Origin of the sequence: Nocardia aurantia (assembly GCF_009604425.1) — a bacterium.
Lineage (GTDB): Bacteria > Actinomycetota > Actinomycetes > Mycobacteriales > Mycobacteriaceae > Nocardia > Nocardia aurantia.
On sequence record NZ_WEGI01000002.1, the window covers coordinates 594,363 to 610,526 of the forward strand.

A 16,164-nucleotide genomic window follows, 5' to 3' on the forward strand; every position below is an offset into this window, starting at 1 on the left:
CTGCCGCTCGACCACACCACCCACGCATCGAACTCGACCCCCGTCCCTGCCAATCGACCTCACCCGCACAATCATCGGACTCGGCCGGCTCCCTGCCGCGTGACCTACTCGCGCACCAGCCGTGGCCCGCGCCTACCGCGTGACCACACTCACGCACGGGATGCAGCCGGATCCTGGCGCTCGACACACCACACACGCATCGGACTCGGCCCGTCTCCTGCCGCTCGACCTCACGCGCACAATCATCAAACGCGGCGCATCCGCCACCACTCGTCACCTCCAACCCGAGAGCGAGAGCCGCAGTGGCGCAACCCGAATCGGTTGTGACAGATACTCTCCGAATGCTCCGAAGACCACCCTCTCGCATCAGAGCACCTCGGCCCATCCGTCCCCGACTTCCCAAGGCGCACGATCTACTTGACATAACATATTGCGCCACAAAGCTTTTGGAGATGACCCGAGAACCGCGCGGTCAGGCACCCCGGCGTCTTCGAGAACCGGCCGCATCCGCCGCGGCGGATTCCACTGCCGCAGAACCACCTCCGGACGCGACCGTAGGTCCGGCCGGCCGCCCGCGCCGAGCGGTGGCCTGCCGCACGGCGCGCAACCGGGCGAGCACGTCCGCGGGATCGCCGTCGGCGTCGATGTCGACCGCCGAGGCCGCCAGCGCCTCGTACTGCTGCCGCCGCCGGGCCTCCCGGTAGCGGAGTACGTCGTCGAGACGCAAACGGTGATAACGCTTTCCGACCAGTTCGGCGGGTAGCTCACCCTTCTCGATCCAGCGTTTGATCGTCGGCCGGCTCACCCCGAGCAGGTCGGCGGCTTGCTGGGAGGTCAGCGCCACGGTAGGCCGGGACGGCGCGTCGCCCATGAGATCACCTCTCCTCCGTCACCGATTGTCCGGTTCACGGTACGGCGGGGGTACGACACGAATGCCCGACCGGGGTCAGCCGGGTACCGGCACCTCGACCCCGCCGGGATCCCGTTCGTCGTGCAGGGTAGGCGAATTCGCCAGCAACACGATGCCGGTGATCACCACCGCGGCGGCGAAGGCCAGCGGAAGCGGTTGCGGCCGGGCGCCGACGGCGAACAGGGTGACACCGGCCAGATAACTCAGCGACGGATCGGTGATCGTCATGGTGGTGAGCGCGGTGGGCAGCGAACCGCGGGCGAACGCCTCCTGGGTCAGCACCGCGCCGACCGTGGTGGTCACCGGGATGGCGAACAGGGCCCAGGTGAGGTGCGGCAGGGCCGGAACGGCGATCGCGGTGACCACGGCCGTGGTCGACACACAGCATCCGGCGGCGACCGCGGTCAGCGCGGAACGCATCTGCGGCGATCCGACCATGCGGGAGGCGATCAGCGCCACCGCGATCGCGACCAGGATCAACCCGCCAGCCGCCGGCAGCGCCGACGTCCGCACGTGACCGTGCGGCACCCCCTGGGCGATCAGCAGGGCCAGGCCGGCGCACACCGCGAGGGTGCCCACCCAGTCCCGGCGCAGTAGCGCCCTGCCGCGCCGGCGCGCCGCCAGCGGCAGCGCGAACAGCAGTTGCACCACCAACAGGGCCTGCACCATCGGCAGCGCGCCGTAGCGCAGGGCCGCCGCGTGCGAGAGGAATCCCGCGACGCTCGCCACCTGCCCGGCCAGCCAGCGGGGACTGGTGAGCAGTGCGCGGAAGATCCCGGCGACGGCCAGGACCCGGGTCGCGTCGGGGTCCGCGAGCGCGGCCTTGCGTGCGCTGCTCTGCTGCAACGACGCCGACGTCGCGAACAACATCGCCGATACCAGCGCCAGCACCGCGCTGAGCAGCCCCGAACTCATCGGACCCGTCCGGGGCGAATCGGCGGAGAACACACCATGACCACATCCTGGGCACCGCGGATGAACCCCGGTTGTCGGGCAGATGGACCGTTTCCGGCGACCGCCACACGTCCTACTTGTAGTTCGTCAGGCACGCGCCCTCACCGTCGAGGACGCCGGTGCGGAACGCGTCGATCCGCTGATAGCCGCTGGCGACCACCTTGCCGTTCACATCGCTGGCCGCGAGACCGTCGGCGAGCAGTCCGGACACCGCGGCATCCAGGTCACCGGCGGTGAGCTGCACCTCGCTGCCGGGGTCGCTGAACTTCGTGGAGACCACTCCGGACAGGCAAATGGTCCGCAGTCCGGCGCTCTCGGCGCCGGTCAGGCTCAGCTTGCGACTCTGCTCGACCGCCAGCATGTAGCGCGAGACGAAAACGATGAACGCGTTGTAGTTGCCGTCCACCATCGCCGAGAGCGGTTCGTCGTCGCCGGTCTGCTGCCCGGCCCGTTTCGCCAGCTCCGGGACATCGGTGCCGATGGTGCCGGTGGCCGGGCAGTAGGAGGCCGGCTCCGTGCCGGTGCTCTGCGCGCAGTTCTTCACGATGCCCGTGTAATCGAACCGGGGCGGCTGCGGCAACGGGTAGAGCTTGCCGAGCGCACCCGCGACCAGCCCCAGGGAGCTGTTGTCGACCGGCAACTGCCCCTCCTGGTCGCCGGCCTTGTAGGTGACGGGCAGTTCGCCGCGGCGCTTCTGAATCTCCTTGCGGTTGATGTTCTTACACGCGATCGCGCCGTCCTGCCAGCCCATCTGCACCGCGGTCACCCGCTCGAACGCGGAACCGTGCACGTTGTGCGGATTGTTCGGATCCTGGTCGCGCACAGCCACGGTCGCGCCCAGCACGCCGTTGAGGCCGTCGGTGGTGTTCAGCGTGAAGTGGGTGGATCCGCCGTCGGCGACGTGCCGCAGGAACACTCCGGCGAAGCAGTCCGCCTGCTGCTCCAGCACCAGGCCCGGGGTGAGAAATCCGTTGAGCCGCGCCAGATGCTGGATGGAGTGGCCGTACTCGTGCGCGAGCACCATGACCACGGCCATCTTCCCGTACTTCTTGGCGATCAACGGCAACAGCACCCCGCGATCCCAGCCGATGGTCTGGTCCACCGAGCAGTAAGCGGCGTTCACCACGTGATACGTGTCGGCCCGGCAGAAGGTGATCTGCTGTTCCTTCGGCGCCCTGGCATCCCAGGAGAAGAAGTGGTCCACCGGCACGAAGGCGCCCTTGTCGAATGTCTTGCCGTACTCCGTCTTCCAGAAGTCGGCGAGATCGGCGACGGTGTTCAGCGCCAGCCGATCCATCTCGCCGCCGTCGCCGTTGTCGGCGCGCAGCGGTGTGTCCGGCACTCCGGTTCGCGGGCCGCTGGGCCCGTTCTGCGTCGAACCGGCGGCCGGCCAGGCTCCGTCGTCCGCCGCGGCGGCCTGAGCCTGTTGCGGCGCAGCGTCGTTCGGTGTTCCGCCGCCGCATCCGGCCAGCGCGAGTACCACCACCAGCAGTCCGGACAGCACCGCGAGCCGCCGTCGTGTCCCCGTCATCAGATCTCTTTCCTCCCCGAATACCGCCGCCGCACACCCGAAACGGCGACGAGCCGCAATCATGGCGTGCGAAACCCCCGTTCCCGAGCGCACATATCGTAATCGCGCGGAGCGACCCTCGCGCAACAACTTCGGCCGACGGCGGCCGGATCAGCTGTGCTTGCGGTGCGGCACGAACTCCAGCGTGAACAACGCGGCACCGGTGAACACGATCTCGCGCCAGCGCAGCAGCACGAAGCGCTGGTCACCGAACGAGTTGAACTTGCGCAGGAACCGGTACAGCGACTCCAGCCGGATCATCGGATCCAGCGTGCGGGCCAGGACGTACAGCGTCTGCTTCACCCGGGAGCGCTGCTTGTCCGAGTACAGCTCCGGGAACGCCGCGAAGGCCAGCGAGATGCGCCGCACCCCGTGCCGCTTGCCATGGTCGATCAGGTCGACGATCATGCGCTCGTCCAGCCCGTTGGGCGCGTCCTTGCGCCGCCACGGCACGTCGAGGCTGAGCTCACTTCCCCGGTTGGAGCTGCCGTAGCGCTGGAAACCCACCACCCGGCCGTCGGCGTCCCGCGCGATCACCAGCAGCATGCCCGGATTCCGGCCGTCCAGCAGATGATCCAGGATCATCGAGAAGCCGCGGGTCTGCCGGCCCTGATTCCATTCGTCGACGATCGAGAACAACGTGTCGCGCATCGCGTCGGTGAGCTCGCGCTCCGGCACGATCTCGGTGGTGACCCCGAAGTTGCGGGTGCGGCTGACCGCCTGCCGGAGGTTGCGGAATTTCCGGCCGACCAGGTCGAATTCGTCGACATCGACGACCACGTCGCGGCCGATCGGGATGGCGTGCAGCCCGTGGTGGTCGATCGCGCGGGTGCGCCAGAGCTCCGACATCTCCGGGCTCGCGCCGAGCACGGCGATGCGCCAGCCCTGGTTGTGCGCGAACTCCGAGAACTCGCCGACCAGCGCGCCGAACCGCTCCCGGTCGCCGACCGGGTCGCCACCCACCACCGCCACGCCGAACCGGGCCCGATAGCCGATCGCCGCGGTGGACGTCTCGTTGAAGAAGTAGGTCTTGGCGGAGTGCAGCGCGAACGGCGCCAGCGGGTCGTCGGTCGTGCCCTCGACCAGCTCCGCGATCTGGAACCGCTGCTCCGGCTGGGCCCGCGAGTTCTGCGGCAGCATCAGCAGGAATCCGGTGCCGGCCAGGCAGACGAAACCCACGGCGGGGTGCTGATCCCGATACGAGACATTGGACACGCCGAGCACGATCACGGCCAGCGTGACGTGCGGCAGGGTGATCGGCCGGCGCAGGTGCAGCCCGCGGGCCACGAACAACCCGGAGATCGATACGGCCACCAGCCAGCCGCGGTTCACGCCCTCGCGCGCCGCCCGGTCGGCCACGTACAGCAGGACGACCCCGACCAGCAACAACATCGCGATGAGCGGCAGTCGTACGGCACGCGTCGGCGACAGCGCCGCTTGCCGATAGGTTCGATAGCCCGCCACCCCGTACCCCAGACCGGAGTTCAGATCAGCCACGTCACAACCCCCCGGTCGTGCTCGAGTGCCGTCGCATAGTGGTCCTCCCGATGGTCTTTCCAACCACACACTATGCGGAACGCTAGTTCCGTCTTCCACCGGATCGGTCGGAACGCGGCGGCACAGTATGCGGGTCGTACAACCCATATCGCTCGGAGGCTGTTCCCAGCAACCGGGTTTTCCGTTCTCCTCGGCCTCCTCCCGTCAGCCGCCGAAGACCCGCTCGACGACCGTCTTGGCCCGGCGGGTGACCCGCATGTAGTGATCGAGGAACTCGCTGCCGTCGTCGTTGGGCCAGCCCGCGACCCGCGCGACCGCCGACAGCAACCGGCCCGGACCGGGCAGCTGATCGGCCGGTTTGCCGCGGACCAGGACCAGCGCGTTCCGTGCCTTGGTCGCCGTCAGCCAGGCGTCGCGCAGCAGGCCGACGTCGGTGGCGTCCAGCAGTTCGGCCCGCTCGATCGCGTCGAGCGACTCCAGCGTGGACGTGTTGTGCAGCTCCGGCACCTCGTCCGCGTACCGCAACTGCAACAGCTGCACGGTCCACTCGATATCGGCCAGCCCGCCGCGGCCCAGTTTGGTGTGGGTGGCGGGATTGGCGCCGCGCGGCAGCCGCTCCGAGTCGACCCGGGCCTTGATCCGCCGGATCTCCCGCACCGACTCCGGCGACACGCCGCCCGCGGGGTAGCGCACCGCGTCGATCATCCGCAGGAACCGCACGCCGAGATCCTGATCGCCGGCGACCTGATGGGCCCGCAGCAGCGCCTGCACCTCCCAGGGCTGCGCCCACTGCTGGTAGTAGGCCTGATAGGCGGCCAGCGTGCGGACCAGCGCGCCGTTGCGGCCCTCCGGCCGCAGTCCCGCGTCGACTTGCAACGGCGGATCGGTGCTGGGCGCGCCGAGTAGCCGCTGTACCTGATCGGCGACCCCGATCGCCCACTTCACCGCGATCGTCTCGTCCGCGCCCGGCCGCGGGTCGCACACGAACAGCACGTCCGCGTCGGAGCCGTAGCCCAGTTCGAAACCGCCGAGCCGGCCCATGCCGATGACCGCCAGATCCGCCGGCGCGGGCTCGCCCTGCTCCAGCTCACTCGCCCGGATCACCGCCTGCACCGCGGCCTCCAGCACCGCGACCCACACCAGCGACAGCGACCGGCACACCGCCGGGACGTCCAGCATCCCCAGCACGTCCGCGGAGGCCACCCGGGCCAGTTCGTGGCGGCGCAGCGACCGCGCGGTGGCGACCGCGCGGCGCGGATCGTCGTAGCGGGCGACGGCGGCCACGATGCGGCTGCCGACCTCGGCCGGTTTGGTGGTCGTGAGCAGCGGGCCGTCCGGCCCGTCGGCGAACATCCGGATCGTCTCCGGCGCGTTGATCAGCAGGTCGGGCAGATACGCCGACGAGCCGAGCACGATCATCAGCCGCTGCGCGACCGCGCTCTCGTCGCGCAGCTCGCGCAGGAACCAGATCTCGTCGTCGAGGCCCTCCGAGACGCGGCGATAGGCCAGCAGCCCCGCGTCCGGATTCGGGGTGTCGCCCAGCCACTCCAGCAGGGTCGGCAGCAATAGCGCCTGGATGCGGCCCTTGCGGCCCACCTCACCGGTCAGCGCCTTGAGATGGCCCAGCGCGTGCTCCGGAGCGACGTAGCCGAGCGCGGCGAGCTGCCGTACCGCCGCCTCCGGGCTCAGCCGCTGCGCGTCGGCGTCCAGCCGTGCCACCGATTCCAGCAGCGGCCGGTAGAACAGCTTCGCGTGCAGCCGCCGGACCCGCATCGCGTTGCGCTTGATCTCGCTCTGCAGCACGCCGACCGCGTCCTGCCGGCCGTCCGGCCGCATATGGGCCGCGCGCGCGAGCCACCGCATGCCCTCCTCGTCGTCGGCGGCCGGGAGGGTGTGGGTGCGCTTGAGCCGCTGCAACTGCAACCGGTGCTCGAGCAGCCGGAGGAATTCGTAGGAGGCGGTCAGGTTCGCCGCGTCGTCGCGCCCGACGTAACCGCCGTCGGCCAGGGCCGCCAGCGCCTCCACCGTGCCCTGCACGTGCAGCTTCTCGTCGGCCTTGCCGTGCACCAATTGCAGGAGCTGCACGGCGAATTCGACGTCGCGCAGGCTGCCGTGACCGAGCTTCAGCTCGCGCTCGCGCATGTCCGCGGGCACCAGATCCTCCACCCGCCGCCGCATCGCCTGCACGTCGGTGACGAAATCCGAACGCTCCGCCGCGTTCCAGACCATCGGCAGCAGTGCGGCGCGGTACTCCTCGCCGAGCTCCAGATCGCCGGTGGCGGGCCGCATCTTCAACAGCGCCTGGAACTCCCAGGTGCGGGACCACCGCTTGTAGTACGCCACATGGGATTCCAGCGTGCGGACCAGCGCACCGGCCTTGCCTTCGGGCCGCAGCGCGGCGTCCACCTCGAAGAAGGCGTTACCGGCGACCGACATCAGCTCCGCGGCCAGCCGGGTCGCCTCGGTGTCGGCCGGTTCGGCGACGAACACCAGATCCACGTCGGAGACGTAGTTCAGTTCCCGCGCACCGCATTTGCCCATCGCGATCACCCCGAGCCGCGACGTGACCGGCCGATCCGGGCACACCCGCGCCACCGCCACCGCCAGTGCCGCGGTCAGCGCCGCGTCGGCCAGATCGGAGAGGTGCCGGCCGACCTGCAGGTAGGGCAGCACCGGCTCGTTCTCCACGGTGGCGGCCAGGTCGATGGCCGCCAGCAGCATCAGCTGATCGCGATACCGCTTGCGCAGCAACGCGATGGACTCCGGACCGTGGATCTCGGCGCGGTGCAGCATCGGGCCGCCGCCGGGCTCCGGCCGTGCGCCCACCGCGGCGAGCAGATCCGCGATCAGTTCCGCGCGGTCCGGCAGCTCGCGACGCCGCAGCGACTGCCACACCGCCGGATCGGCCACCAGATGGTCGGCGAACGCTTTGGAGGATCCGATCAGCGCGAACAGCCGTCCGCGCAGGGCGGTTTCGGCCCGCAACGCGGAATCCAGTGCGGACCAGTCCGTTCCGAGCTTCTCCCGCAACCGGACCAGGGTCAGCAGGGCCAGGTCGGCGTCGGGCGACCTGGACAGCGCCCACAGCAGCGGAATACTTTCGACGTTGTCCCAGGCCAACTCTCGCAACGAGTCGGCAGCCGTCGGCTCGAGCAGGCCGAGCCGGCCTGCTCCGGGAACCGCGGGACGGGCAGTCGGTGGCCGAACCATGCTCTCAAGTTACATGGTGCGGGTCACAGATCCAGATACTCCTGCAGTTCCCAGGGGGTCACCTGCGCGCGGTAGCCCGCCCACTCACGGCGCTTGTTGCGCAGGAAGAAATCGAAGACGTGCTCGCCGAGTGTCTCGGCGACCAGCTCCGACCGCTCCATCGCCTGCAACGCCTCGTCCAGGCTGGTGGGGAGTTCCTTGAAGCCCATGGCCCGGCGCTCGGCCGCGGTCAGCGACCACACGTCGTCCTCGGCCTCCGGCGGCAGGGTGTAACCCTTCTCGATCCCGCGCAGGCCGGCGGCCAGCAGCACCGCGAACGCCAGGTACGGGTTGCAGGCCGAATCGGGGCTGCGGATCTCGACCCGCCGGGAGGAGGACTTGTTCGGCGTGTACATCGGCACCCGGACCAGCGCCGAGCGGTTGGACCGGCCCCACGACGCGGCCGTCGGCGCTTCGCCGCCGTGCACCAGCCGCTTGTAGGAGTTCACCCACTGGTTGGTGACCGCGCTGATCTCGTTGGCGTGCTCCAGCACGCCCGCGATGAAGGCCCGCGCGGTCGCCGACAGGTTGTTCGGGTCGTCCGGATCGGCGAACGCGTTCTGCTCACCCTCGAACAGGCTCATGTGGGTGTGCATGGCCGAGCCCGGGTGCTCCCCGAACGGCTTCGGCATGAACGAGGCCCGCACGCCCTCGTCGATCGCCACCTCCTTGATGAGGTAGCGGAAGGTCATCACGTTGTCCGCCATCGAGAGCGCGTCGGCGTACCGCAGGTCGATCTCCTGCTGGCCGGGGGCGCCCTCGTGATGGCTGAACTCGACGGAGATGCCCATGGATTCCAGCGCGTCGATGGCGTGCCGGCGGAAGTTCGGCGCCTCGTCGTGCACCGCCTGGTCGAAGAAGCCGCCCTTGTCGACCGGGACCGGGGACAGGTTGGTATTGCTCGCCTTCAGCAGGAAGAACTCGATCTCCGGGTGCACATAGCAGCTGAAGCCGAGGTCGCCGGCCCTGTTCAGCTGCCGGCGCAGCACGTGGCGGGGGTCGGCCCAGGACGGCGAGCCGTCGGGCATGGCGATGTCGCAGAACATCCGCGCCGAGTGCTGATGCCCCTTGCTGGTGGACCAGGGCAGCACCTGGAAGGTGGACGGGTCCGGTTTGGCGACCATGTCGGCCTCCGACACCCGGGCGAAACCCTCGATCGCCGAACCGTCGAAACCGATGCCCTCCTCGAAGGCGCCCTCCAGTTCGGCCGGCGCGATGGCGACCGATTTGAGATAGCCCAGGACATCCGTGAACCACAGCCGCACGAAACGGATGTCACGCTCCTCGAGCGTGCGCAGCACGAATTCTTTCTGGCGATCCATACGCGCGAGCGTAAGCATTCCGAGTTAAATCCGTGTTACATGGCGAACACAGTGCTGAATTAGCCACAGGTGAGCCCGTTCGGCGGCTCCCGCAGATCGGTCAGATAGTCGAACACGGCGTTGTCCACACACGCCACGCCACCGGACAGGAACACGGTGTGCCGGGTGCCCTTGTTGGTGATCAACGCCGCGCCCAGTTGCTGAGCGAGGTTCACCCCAGCCTGATAGGGCGTCGCCGGATCCTGCGTGGTGGAGATGACCACCGTCCGGGTCAGCCCCGGCACCGAAACCTTGTGCGGCGTGGCGCTGTTGGGCACGGGCCAGAACGCGCACAGCTCCAGGGGAGCCTGATCGCCGCCGTGGCCGTCGTCCAGGAACGGGGCGACCTTCCGGTATTCGGCGTCCTGTTTGTCCACCGCCTGCCGATCCTTGACCGCCGGATCGTCGACGCAGTGGATGGCCAGGAACGCGTCCTGCGAGTTGTCGTAGCTGCCGTCGTTGCGGCGGCCGTTGTACAGATCCGCCAGCTTCAGCAGCAGATCGCCGGATCCGTTCGCCACCTGGGCGAGCCCCGCGGAGAGCACATTCCAGTTGTCCTCGGCGTACAGCGTGTTCTGCACGCCGGTGACGGCGTCGCCGAACGACAGCCCGCGGCCGTCCTTGGTCGGCACCGGGTGGTCCCACAGCGGTGCGAGCAGGGCGTGGAACCGGGTCACCGCCTGGGCCGGGTCCGGGCCCAGCGGACAGTCCGGTTTGGTGGCGCAGTCGGTGGCGTAGGCGTCGAAGGCCTTCTGGAAGCCGGCGGCCTGCTGCACCGATTCCGCGACCGGATCGGAGTCGGGATCCACCGCGCCGTCGAGCACCATCGCCCGCACGCGGTCCGGGAAACGCTCCGCGTACGAGTAGCCCAGCCGCGTGCCGTAGGAATAGCCGACGTAGGTCAGCTTCTGATCGCCGAGCACGGCCCGGATCACATCCATGTCCTGCACCACCTCGCGGGTGCCGACATGTTCCAGGAACTCGTCGCCGGTGCGCTCGGCGCAGTGCGCGGCGAACTGCTTGTTCTCGTCCTCGGCGGACGCGACCCCGGCCGGTGAGCCGTCCTTCGGCGGTTCGGCCCGTTCCGCGTCCCATTCCTGTCCCGTGAGGCAGGCGATCGCCGGGACGGACGCGCCGACGCCACGCGGGTCGAAACCGATCCGGTCGAAGCGCTGCGACAGCGGCGTGTCCTGGCCCTGCGCGGCCATCCACAGCCCGGCCTGCCCCGGCCCACCCGGGTTGAACAGCAGCGAGCCGACCTTCTTCCCGCTCGCCTTGATCCGGGAGATCGCGATCTGCGCGGTGCCGCCGTCCGGCTTCGCGTAGTCGATCGGCACGGTGACGTGGGCGCACTGGCTGTCGACCGGGAAACGGCTGCCCTGATCGCCGCCGAAGGTGTCGCAACCGGTCCACTGCAGCGCCTGGTTGTAGAACTTCTCCAGCCCGGCGGGGGTGGGGACGGCGGGCTCGGGCGAGCCCGGCACCACCTGTGACGTCGAACACGCGGCAGCCATCAGCAGAGAGGCGGCCAGCCCAGCGACTCGACCGGATCGCGACAAGGTCATTGCACGATCCTCCCATCCGCGGCCGTGTGACGAATTCCATGGCCGTACGGCTCCGAACGGCGTGTCGGTCCGGGCAGACTGGTGAGGTCACCAACACCCGGGGACCCGCACGGGCCTCGAGGACCGACGAAAGGGACGATGATGTCCGAATCCACTTCGGAAATGCCTGTCTACGGCGGGGCGCCGGCCCCCGCGGGCGGGGCGCCGCGGACTTCCCCCAAGAAGACGCGAGTGCACCACCTGCAGCAGTGGAAGGCGTCCGGTGAGCGCTGGTCGATGCTCACCGCCTATGACTATTCGACGGCGAGGCTGTTCGACGAGGCCGGCATCCCGGTGCTACTGGTCGGCGATTCGGCGGCGAACGTCGTCTACGGCTACGACACCACGGTGCCGATCACCACGGACGAGTTGATCCCCCTGGTCCGCGGCGTGGTTCGCGGCGCCCCGCACGCGCTGGTCGTCGCCGACCTGCCGTTCGGCAGCTACGAGGCGAGCCCCACCCTGGCACTGGCCTCGGCCACCCGGTTCATGAAGGAGGGTGGCGCCCAGGCCGTGAAACTTGAAGGCGGGGAACGAGTTTCGGAGCACATCGCCACCCTGACGATGTCCGGCATCCCCGTGGTCGCGCACATCGGCTTCACCCCGCAGAGCGTCAACACCCTCGGCGGCTTCCGGGTACAGGGCCGCGGCGACGGCGCCGAACAGCTGATCGCGGACGCCATCGCCGTCCAGGAGGCCGGCGCGATCGCGGTCGTCATGGAGATGGTGCCCGCCGACCTCGCCGGGCAGGTCACCCGCAAGCTGACCATCCCGACCGTCGGCATCGGCGCCGGCGCGGAATGCGACGCCCAGGTCCTGGTCTGGCAGGACATGGCCGGCTACACCAGCGGCAAGACCGCCCGTTTCGTGAAGCAGTTCACCCAACTCGGCGACCAGCTCCGCACCGCGGCGGCCACCTACGCCGACGAGGTCCGCCGCGGGGTCTTCCCCGGGCCGGAACACAGCTTCTGATCCGCGGGGACGCCCACCCGCGGTGAGCCCGGAAAACCCGGTGCGGCCGCCCGGCCGCACCGGGTACTTTCCCGCCATGCACGTCCCCTCGCGACAGCACCGGTCGCCGGACGCACGGGCCGCCCCGCGACACCACTGCTTTCCGACCGCGCCGGTCTCGCTGTCCGCGACGCCACTACACCCGCTGGCGCGGTGGGCCACCGACGCCGCGACCGCGCTGGGCATCACCATCACCGGCCCCGCCGAAGAAATGCGCCGCCGGGACTGGACCCTGCTCGCCCGCATCCCCACCACCGCCGGCCCGCTCTGGGCCAAGGCCTGCGCCCGCGCCTTCGCCCACGAAGGCCCGCTGCTGCACACCCTGCACCGCCTCGCACCCGGCAGCGTCCCCGAACCCCTTGCGCTGCACCGTGACAACGGCTGGTTCCTGACCGCCGACGGCGGCGAGACACTCCGTGCCGACCCCGCCCAACGAATCCCGCCCGGTACCGGATCCCACCCGGCCCCCGCCCGCTGGCAGTCCGCCCTACGCACGTACGCCCAACTCCAGCAACAACTTTCCCCACACATCACCGAACTCCGCGCCACCGGCGTCCCGGACCTGCCCCCCGCCCGCCTGCTCGAGGTGTACCAGCACTACGAACACCGCGCCCCGGGTCTCACCGCCGCGATCACCGATGCCGCAGCCGAACTGGACCGCTACGGCCGCCTCACCCTGGAACACAACGATTTGCACCCCGGCCACGTATTCGCCACCGGCACAAGGTTCTTCGACTGGGGTGACGCGGTCCTCACCCATCCCTTCCTGTCGATGCGCACCCTCCACGACCCGAACCGCGAGACCTACTTCGACGCCTGGCGCACCCTCGGCCCCGTCACCCCCACCGAAATCGCGCTCGCCGAACGCCTGGCCCCGCTCACCGCCCTGCATCCCTGGCGCACCCTCGACCTCACCCCTGGCAGCCCCGCCGCACCCCTTGCCCACTTCGTCGACGACCTACTGACGCAGTTGCGCAACGGTTTCGAGCGCTGACGGTCTCGAGAGCGCCAAACCGCTCGACACGACGCGCGACACGCCGTAAATGATTGCAGCACAAAGGTTTCACGCCGAAATCTGCGAGAAGTTGTGGCACAGAATCGATCGCGCCGGTAGTTTGCCGGGTATGGGGGAAAATCTGAGCAACCCACACGATGCGTACTTCCGGGCCGAGCTGTCGCAAGCGGAGGCGGTGGTCGGTCTGTTCGCCCGGGTCGGGCCAAACGCGAAGGAGACTACCGTGGCTTACTTTGAGGGGATTCGCGCCGAATTGATGGAGGAGTTGCGCGCGCAGCCCGAGAACGAGTTCTTGGTGAAAGGGCAGGCCGAGATCGTGCTGGAACAGCTGTCTTTCCGGTTCGGGGCAGTATCCGATCGCGTGCGTCAGGTGGTACGAGCCGCAAGTTCTGCAGAGCTGCGCGAGTTCGCGCGGCGCATGTTCACGGCCACGTCGGTCGACGAAGTGATCGCCGGGTAATCCGTAACGGATTGCGGCGTGCGGCAGGCGCCGCACGGGGGTTGTGCGCGCGCCCTCCCCTACGTTCGCGACGCACCGTCCAGGGGCACATACCGGGCAATCGGTGGCAGACTCGGATCGGACAGGATCATGAGCGGAGGACGGTTGATGGTGTACAGGCGGTGGGCGACCGGCGTGACGGTGGCGGTTGCGGGAGCGGCGGCGGTGCTGGTCGCCGGGTGCGGGACCAGTGGGTCGCCGACACCGGCCGGGTCCAGCGGGCCCACCTCGTCCTCCACCTCCGTGCATGCCAGCGGGTCGGCCGCGCCGGTCGGGCCGGGTCAGGTGCAGGTCACCGACGCGGTCGGGAAGCAGTTGTGCGACGACATCAAGCCGCAGCTGTCCGACTGGCGGGTGCAGGGGCCGACGCTGAGCCGGGTCGCGCTCAACATCGAGGTGCACGATTGGTCCTTCCGCAACGGCGGGATCAACATGCAGGTGCTCGGCGACAAGGCGGTCATCGACCGGCTCATGACCAAGAACTGCCCGGATGTCCGGACCCAGGCCTTGCAGGCCCTGGAGCTGACCGACCTCGCCTCGGGGATCGCATTCTGATGCGGCTCCTGTACCCGCCCCTGGAACCTCGTCGCAGCGGACTGCTCGACGTCGGGGACGGGCAGCGGCTGTACTGGGAGGAGAGCGGTAACCCGGACGGTAAGCCCGCGGTGTTCCTGCACGGCGGGCCCGGCGGCGGCACGTCACCGTTCCACCGGCAGTTCTTCGATCCGGAGGCGTATCGGATCGTGCTGTTCGACCAGCGGGGTTGCGGGCAGTCCGTTCCGCACGTCGCCGACGGCGCGAGCCTGGAGACCAACACCACCTGGCATCTCGTGGCCGATATCGAGCGGCTGCGCGAATTCCTCGAGGTGCCGGCCTGGCAGGTGTTCGGCGGATCCTGGGGGTCGACGCTGGCGCTGGCCTACGCGCAGACCCATCCCGAGCGGGTCACCGAACTGGTGTTGCGCGGCATCTTCCTGCTGCGCCGCAAGGAGATCGACTGGTACTACAACGGCAGCGCGGGCTACGTCTACCCGGACGAATGGGAGAAGTTCCTGGCGCCGGTGCCGGAGGCGGAGCGCGGAGGCGACCTCGTGAGCGCCTATCACCGGCTGCTGCACTCCCCCGATCCGGAGGTCGCCACGGCGGCCGCCGTGGCGTGGTCGACCTGGGAGGGTGCGACGAGTTCGCTACTGCCCGCACCGGATCGGGTCACCGAATCGGCCGATCCGCGGTTCGCGCTGGCGTTCGCGCGGATCGAGAACCACTACTTCGTGCACGGCGCCTTCTTCGACGAGGGTGCGCTGCTGCGCGACGTCGGCCGGATGGCGCATATCCCCGGGGTGATCGTGCAGGGCCGCTACGACGTGGTGTGCCCGGCGGTCAGCGCGTGGGATCTGAACCGGGCCTGGCCGAATTCCCAGCTGCACCTGGTCGCCGACGCCGGGCACGCCGCCGCCGAACCGGGCATCACCCATCATCTGATCGAAGCGACCGACAAGTTCCGGGAGGGCTGATGAACACGAAGGCCGGGCCCGCGCTGATCGCCGCCCTCGACGACGACATCGACCGCCTGTTGACCGCCGAACCCGAAGTGCGCGAGGACATCCCCGATTCGGTGCACCAGATGCGCGTCGCCACCCGCCGGCTGCGCAGTGTGCTGCGTTCGTATCGGAAGGTGCTGCGGCGTGGCCTCGTCGACGATATGCGCACCGAATTGCATTGGCTGGCAGGATTGCTCGGCGTCGCCCGCGACGCCGAGGTGCGCGCCGACCGGTTCGCGACCCTGCTCGAGGAGCAGCCGCCCGAGCACCGCGACGCCGCCGAACGCCTGGTCACCGACGAGCGCGCGAAATACGCTGCCGCGCATCAGGAAGTGCTGGCCGCCCTCGACGGTGACCGCTATGCGGCGCTGCACGGCCGGCTCGCCGACTGGCACGACCGCCCGCCGCTGCGCCGCCGGCACCTGAAGGACGAGGCGGGCACCGTCTTCTCGGGAGTGCTGCGCGACGATTTCCATCGCCTGCAACGACTGGCCCGCACCGGCACCGAGCTCACCGGCGACGAGCGCATCGAACATCTGCACGAGATCCGCAAGGGCGCCAAGCGATTGCGGTACTGCGCCGAGGCCGCGGTCCGCGTACTCGACGGTCCCGCCGAGGAATTGGCCGATCGCGCCAAACACCTCCAGACGGTGCTCGGCGACCACCGCGACGCGGTCGAGGCCCAAGAGGCCATCCGGTCCCGCGCCGTCGTGGCGGCCGCCCGCGGCGCCGACACCTCGGGCTACGACGAACTCGCGGAGATCGAGGCCGACGCCGCACAGAAGGCCCTCGACGAGTACCCGGCCGCGGCCGCGTTCCTGAAGCACGAGTACGGCAGCAAGGCGCTCCGGAAGACCCAACGGCACAAGAAGTCCGAACGGCACAAGAAGTCCGAACGACACAAGAAGTCCGGGCGGCACAAGAGGTCCCGGCGGCCCGGGAAGAAATAGGCC

13 protein-coding genes are annotated in these 16,164 nt (G+C 69.4%); 6 read left to right on the forward strand and 7 right to left on the reverse strand.

Annotated features, from left to right (window positions below; translation table 11 throughout):
• Nucleotides 1-472: 472 nt before the first annotated feature.
• The 7 genes from NRB56_RS06085 to NRB56_RS06115 form a co-directional block, all read right to left on the reverse strand.
• A complete protein-coding gene (locus NRB56_RS06085) occupies nucleotides 473-871 on the reverse strand; it encodes a helix-turn-helix domain-containing protein (protein WP_153339442.1) in 399 nt (132 codons plus the stop codon).
• 75 nt (nucleotides 872-946) lie between these two features.
• Nucleotides 947-1,825 carry a DMT family transporter gene (locus NRB56_RS06090; RefSeq protein WP_153339443.1) on the reverse strand — a complete coding sequence of 293 codons (879 nt, stop codon included), beginning with the start codon at nucleotides 1,823-1,825 and terminating at the stop codon, nucleotides 947-949.
• 112 nt (nucleotides 1,826-1,937) lie between these two features.
• The gene (locus tag NRB56_RS06095; protein ID WP_153339444.1) at nucleotides 1,938-3,395 is read right to left on the reverse strand and encodes a neutral zinc metallopeptidase; all 1,458 of its coding nucleotides are present in this window, start codon (nucleotides 3,393-3,395) and stop codon (nucleotides 1,938-1,940) included.
• A gap of 150 nt (nucleotides 3,396-3,545) precedes the next feature.
• The gene (locus tag NRB56_RS06100) at nucleotides 3,546-4,931 is read right to left on the reverse strand and encodes a bifunctional lysylphosphatidylglycerol flippase/synthetase MprF (protein WP_319942616.1); all 1,386 of its coding nucleotides are present in this window, start codon (nucleotides 4,929-4,931) and stop codon (nucleotides 3,546-3,548) included.
• Nucleotides 4,932-5,135: 204 nt separating this feature from the next.
• The gene (locus tag NRB56_RS06105) at nucleotides 5,136-8,141 is read right to left on the reverse strand and encodes a bifunctional [glutamine synthetase] adenylyltransferase/[glutamine synthetase]-adenylyl-L-tyrosine phosphorylase (protein WP_153339445.1); all 3,006 of its coding nucleotides are present in this window, start codon (nucleotides 8,139-8,141) and stop codon (nucleotides 5,136-5,138) included.
• Between the two features lie 23 nt (nucleotides 8,142-8,164).
• Nucleotides 8,165-9,502 (reverse strand): type I glutamate--ammonia ligase, encoded by a 1,338-nt coding sequence (gene glnA / locus NRB56_RS06110; protein ID WP_153339446.1) that lies wholly within the window; start codon nucleotides 9,500-9,502, stop codon nucleotides 8,165-8,167.
• A 59-nt stretch (nucleotides 9,503-9,561) separates the two neighbouring features.
• Nucleotides 9,562-11,106: an alpha/beta hydrolase gene (locus NRB56_RS06115; protein WP_194290735.1), complete on the reverse strand. Its 1,545-nt coding sequence runs from the start codon at nucleotides 11,104-11,106 to the stop codon at nucleotides 9,562-9,564.
• 141 nt (nucleotides 11,107-11,247) lie between these two features.
• Here NRB56_RS06115 and panB point away from each other — a divergent pair, with 141 nt between their 5' ends.
• The 6 genes from panB (at nucleotide 11,248) to NRB56_RS06145 (ending at nucleotide 16,161) form a co-directional block, all read left to right on the forward strand.
• On the forward strand, nucleotides 11,248-12,117 hold the full coding sequence (gene panB / locus NRB56_RS06120; RefSeq protein ID WP_153339447.1) for a 3-methyl-2-oxobutanoate hydroxymethyltransferase: 870 nt from the start codon (nucleotides 11,248-11,250) through the stop codon (nucleotides 12,115-12,117).
• A gap of 76 nt (nucleotides 12,118-12,193) precedes the next feature.
• Nucleotides 12,194-13,150, forward strand: coding sequence for an aminoglycoside phosphotransferase family protein (locus NRB56_RS06125; RefSeq protein ID WP_153339448.1), 957 nt, complete (start codon nucleotides 12,194-12,196; stop codon nucleotides 13,148-13,150).
• Nucleotides 13,151-13,280: 130 nt separating this feature from the next.
• The gene (locus tag NRB56_RS06130) at nucleotides 13,281-13,631 is read left to right on the forward strand and encodes a hypothetical protein (protein ID WP_153339449.1); all 351 of its coding nucleotides are present in this window, start codon (nucleotides 13,281-13,283) and stop codon (nucleotides 13,629-13,631) included.
• Nucleotides 13,632-13,778: 147 nt separating this feature from the next.
• Entirely contained in the window at nucleotides 13,779-14,225 is a 447-nt protein-coding gene (locus tag NRB56_RS38755) for a hypothetical protein (protein WP_227837200.1), read from the forward strand.
• Nucleotides 14,225-15,184 carry a prolyl aminopeptidase gene (gene pip / locus NRB56_RS06140; RefSeq protein WP_153339450.1) on the forward strand — a complete coding sequence of 320 codons (960 nt, stop codon included), beginning with the start codon at nucleotides 14,225-14,227 and terminating at the stop codon, nucleotides 15,182-15,184. Before NRB56_RS38755 ends, pip begins: the two co-directional genes overlap by 1 nt.
• Nucleotides 15,184-16,161 carry a CHAD domain-containing protein gene (locus NRB56_RS06145; protein ID WP_153339451.1) on the forward strand — a complete coding sequence of 326 codons (978 nt, stop codon included), beginning with the start codon at nucleotides 15,184-15,186 and terminating at the stop codon, nucleotides 16,159-16,161. The genes pip and NRB56_RS06145 overlap by 1 nt, the downstream gene beginning before the upstream one ends.
• Nucleotides 16,162-16,164: the final 3 nt, after the last annotated feature.

Coding starts and splice junctions, on each gene's coding strand:
- NRB56_RS06085 (WP_153339442.1), bottom strand. CDS start 871: ATGGGCGACGCGCCGTCCCGGCCTACCGTGGCGCTGACCTCCCAGCAA.
- NRB56_RS06095 (WP_153339444.1), bottom strand. CDS start 3,395: ATGACGGGGACACGACGGCGGCTCGCGGTGCTGTCCGGACTGCTGGTG.
- NRB56_RS06125 (WP_153339448.1), top strand. CDS start 12,194: ATGCACGTCCCCTCGCGACAGCACCGGTCGCCGGACGCACGGGCCGCC.
- NRB56_RS06090 (WP_153339443.1), bottom strand. CDS start 1,825: ATGAGTTCGGGGCTGCTCAGCGCGGTGCTGGCGCTGGTATCGGCGATG.
- NRB56_RS38755 (WP_227837200.1), top strand. CDS start 13,779: ATGGTGTACAGGCGGTGGGCGACCGGCGTGACGGTGGCGGTTGCGGGA.
- NRB56_RS06130 (WP_153339449.1), top strand. CDS start 13,281: ATGGGGGAAAATCTGAGCAACCCACACGATGCGTACTTCCGGGCCGAG.
- pip (WP_153339450.1), top strand. CDS start 14,225: ATGCGGCTCCTGTACCCGCCCCTGGAACCTCGTCGCAGCGGACTGCTC.
- NRB56_RS06105 (WP_153339445.1), bottom strand. CDS start 8,141: ATGGTTCGGCCACCGACTGCCCGTCCCGCGGTTCCCGGAGCAGGCCGG.
- NRB56_RS06145 (WP_153339451.1), top strand. CDS start 15,184: ATGAACACGAAGGCCGGGCCCGCGCTGATCGCCGCCCTCGACGACGAC.
- panB (WP_153339447.1), top strand. CDS start 11,248: ATGTCCGAATCCACTTCGGAAATGCCTGTCTACGGCGGGGCGCCGGCC.
- glnA (WP_153339446.1), bottom strand. CDS start 9,502: ATGGATCGCCAGAAAGAATTCGTGCTGCGCACGCTCGAGGAGCGTGAC.
- NRB56_RS06115 (WP_194290735.1), bottom strand. CDS start 11,106: ATGACCTTGTCGCGATCCGGTCGAGTCGCTGGGCTGGCCGCCTCTCTG.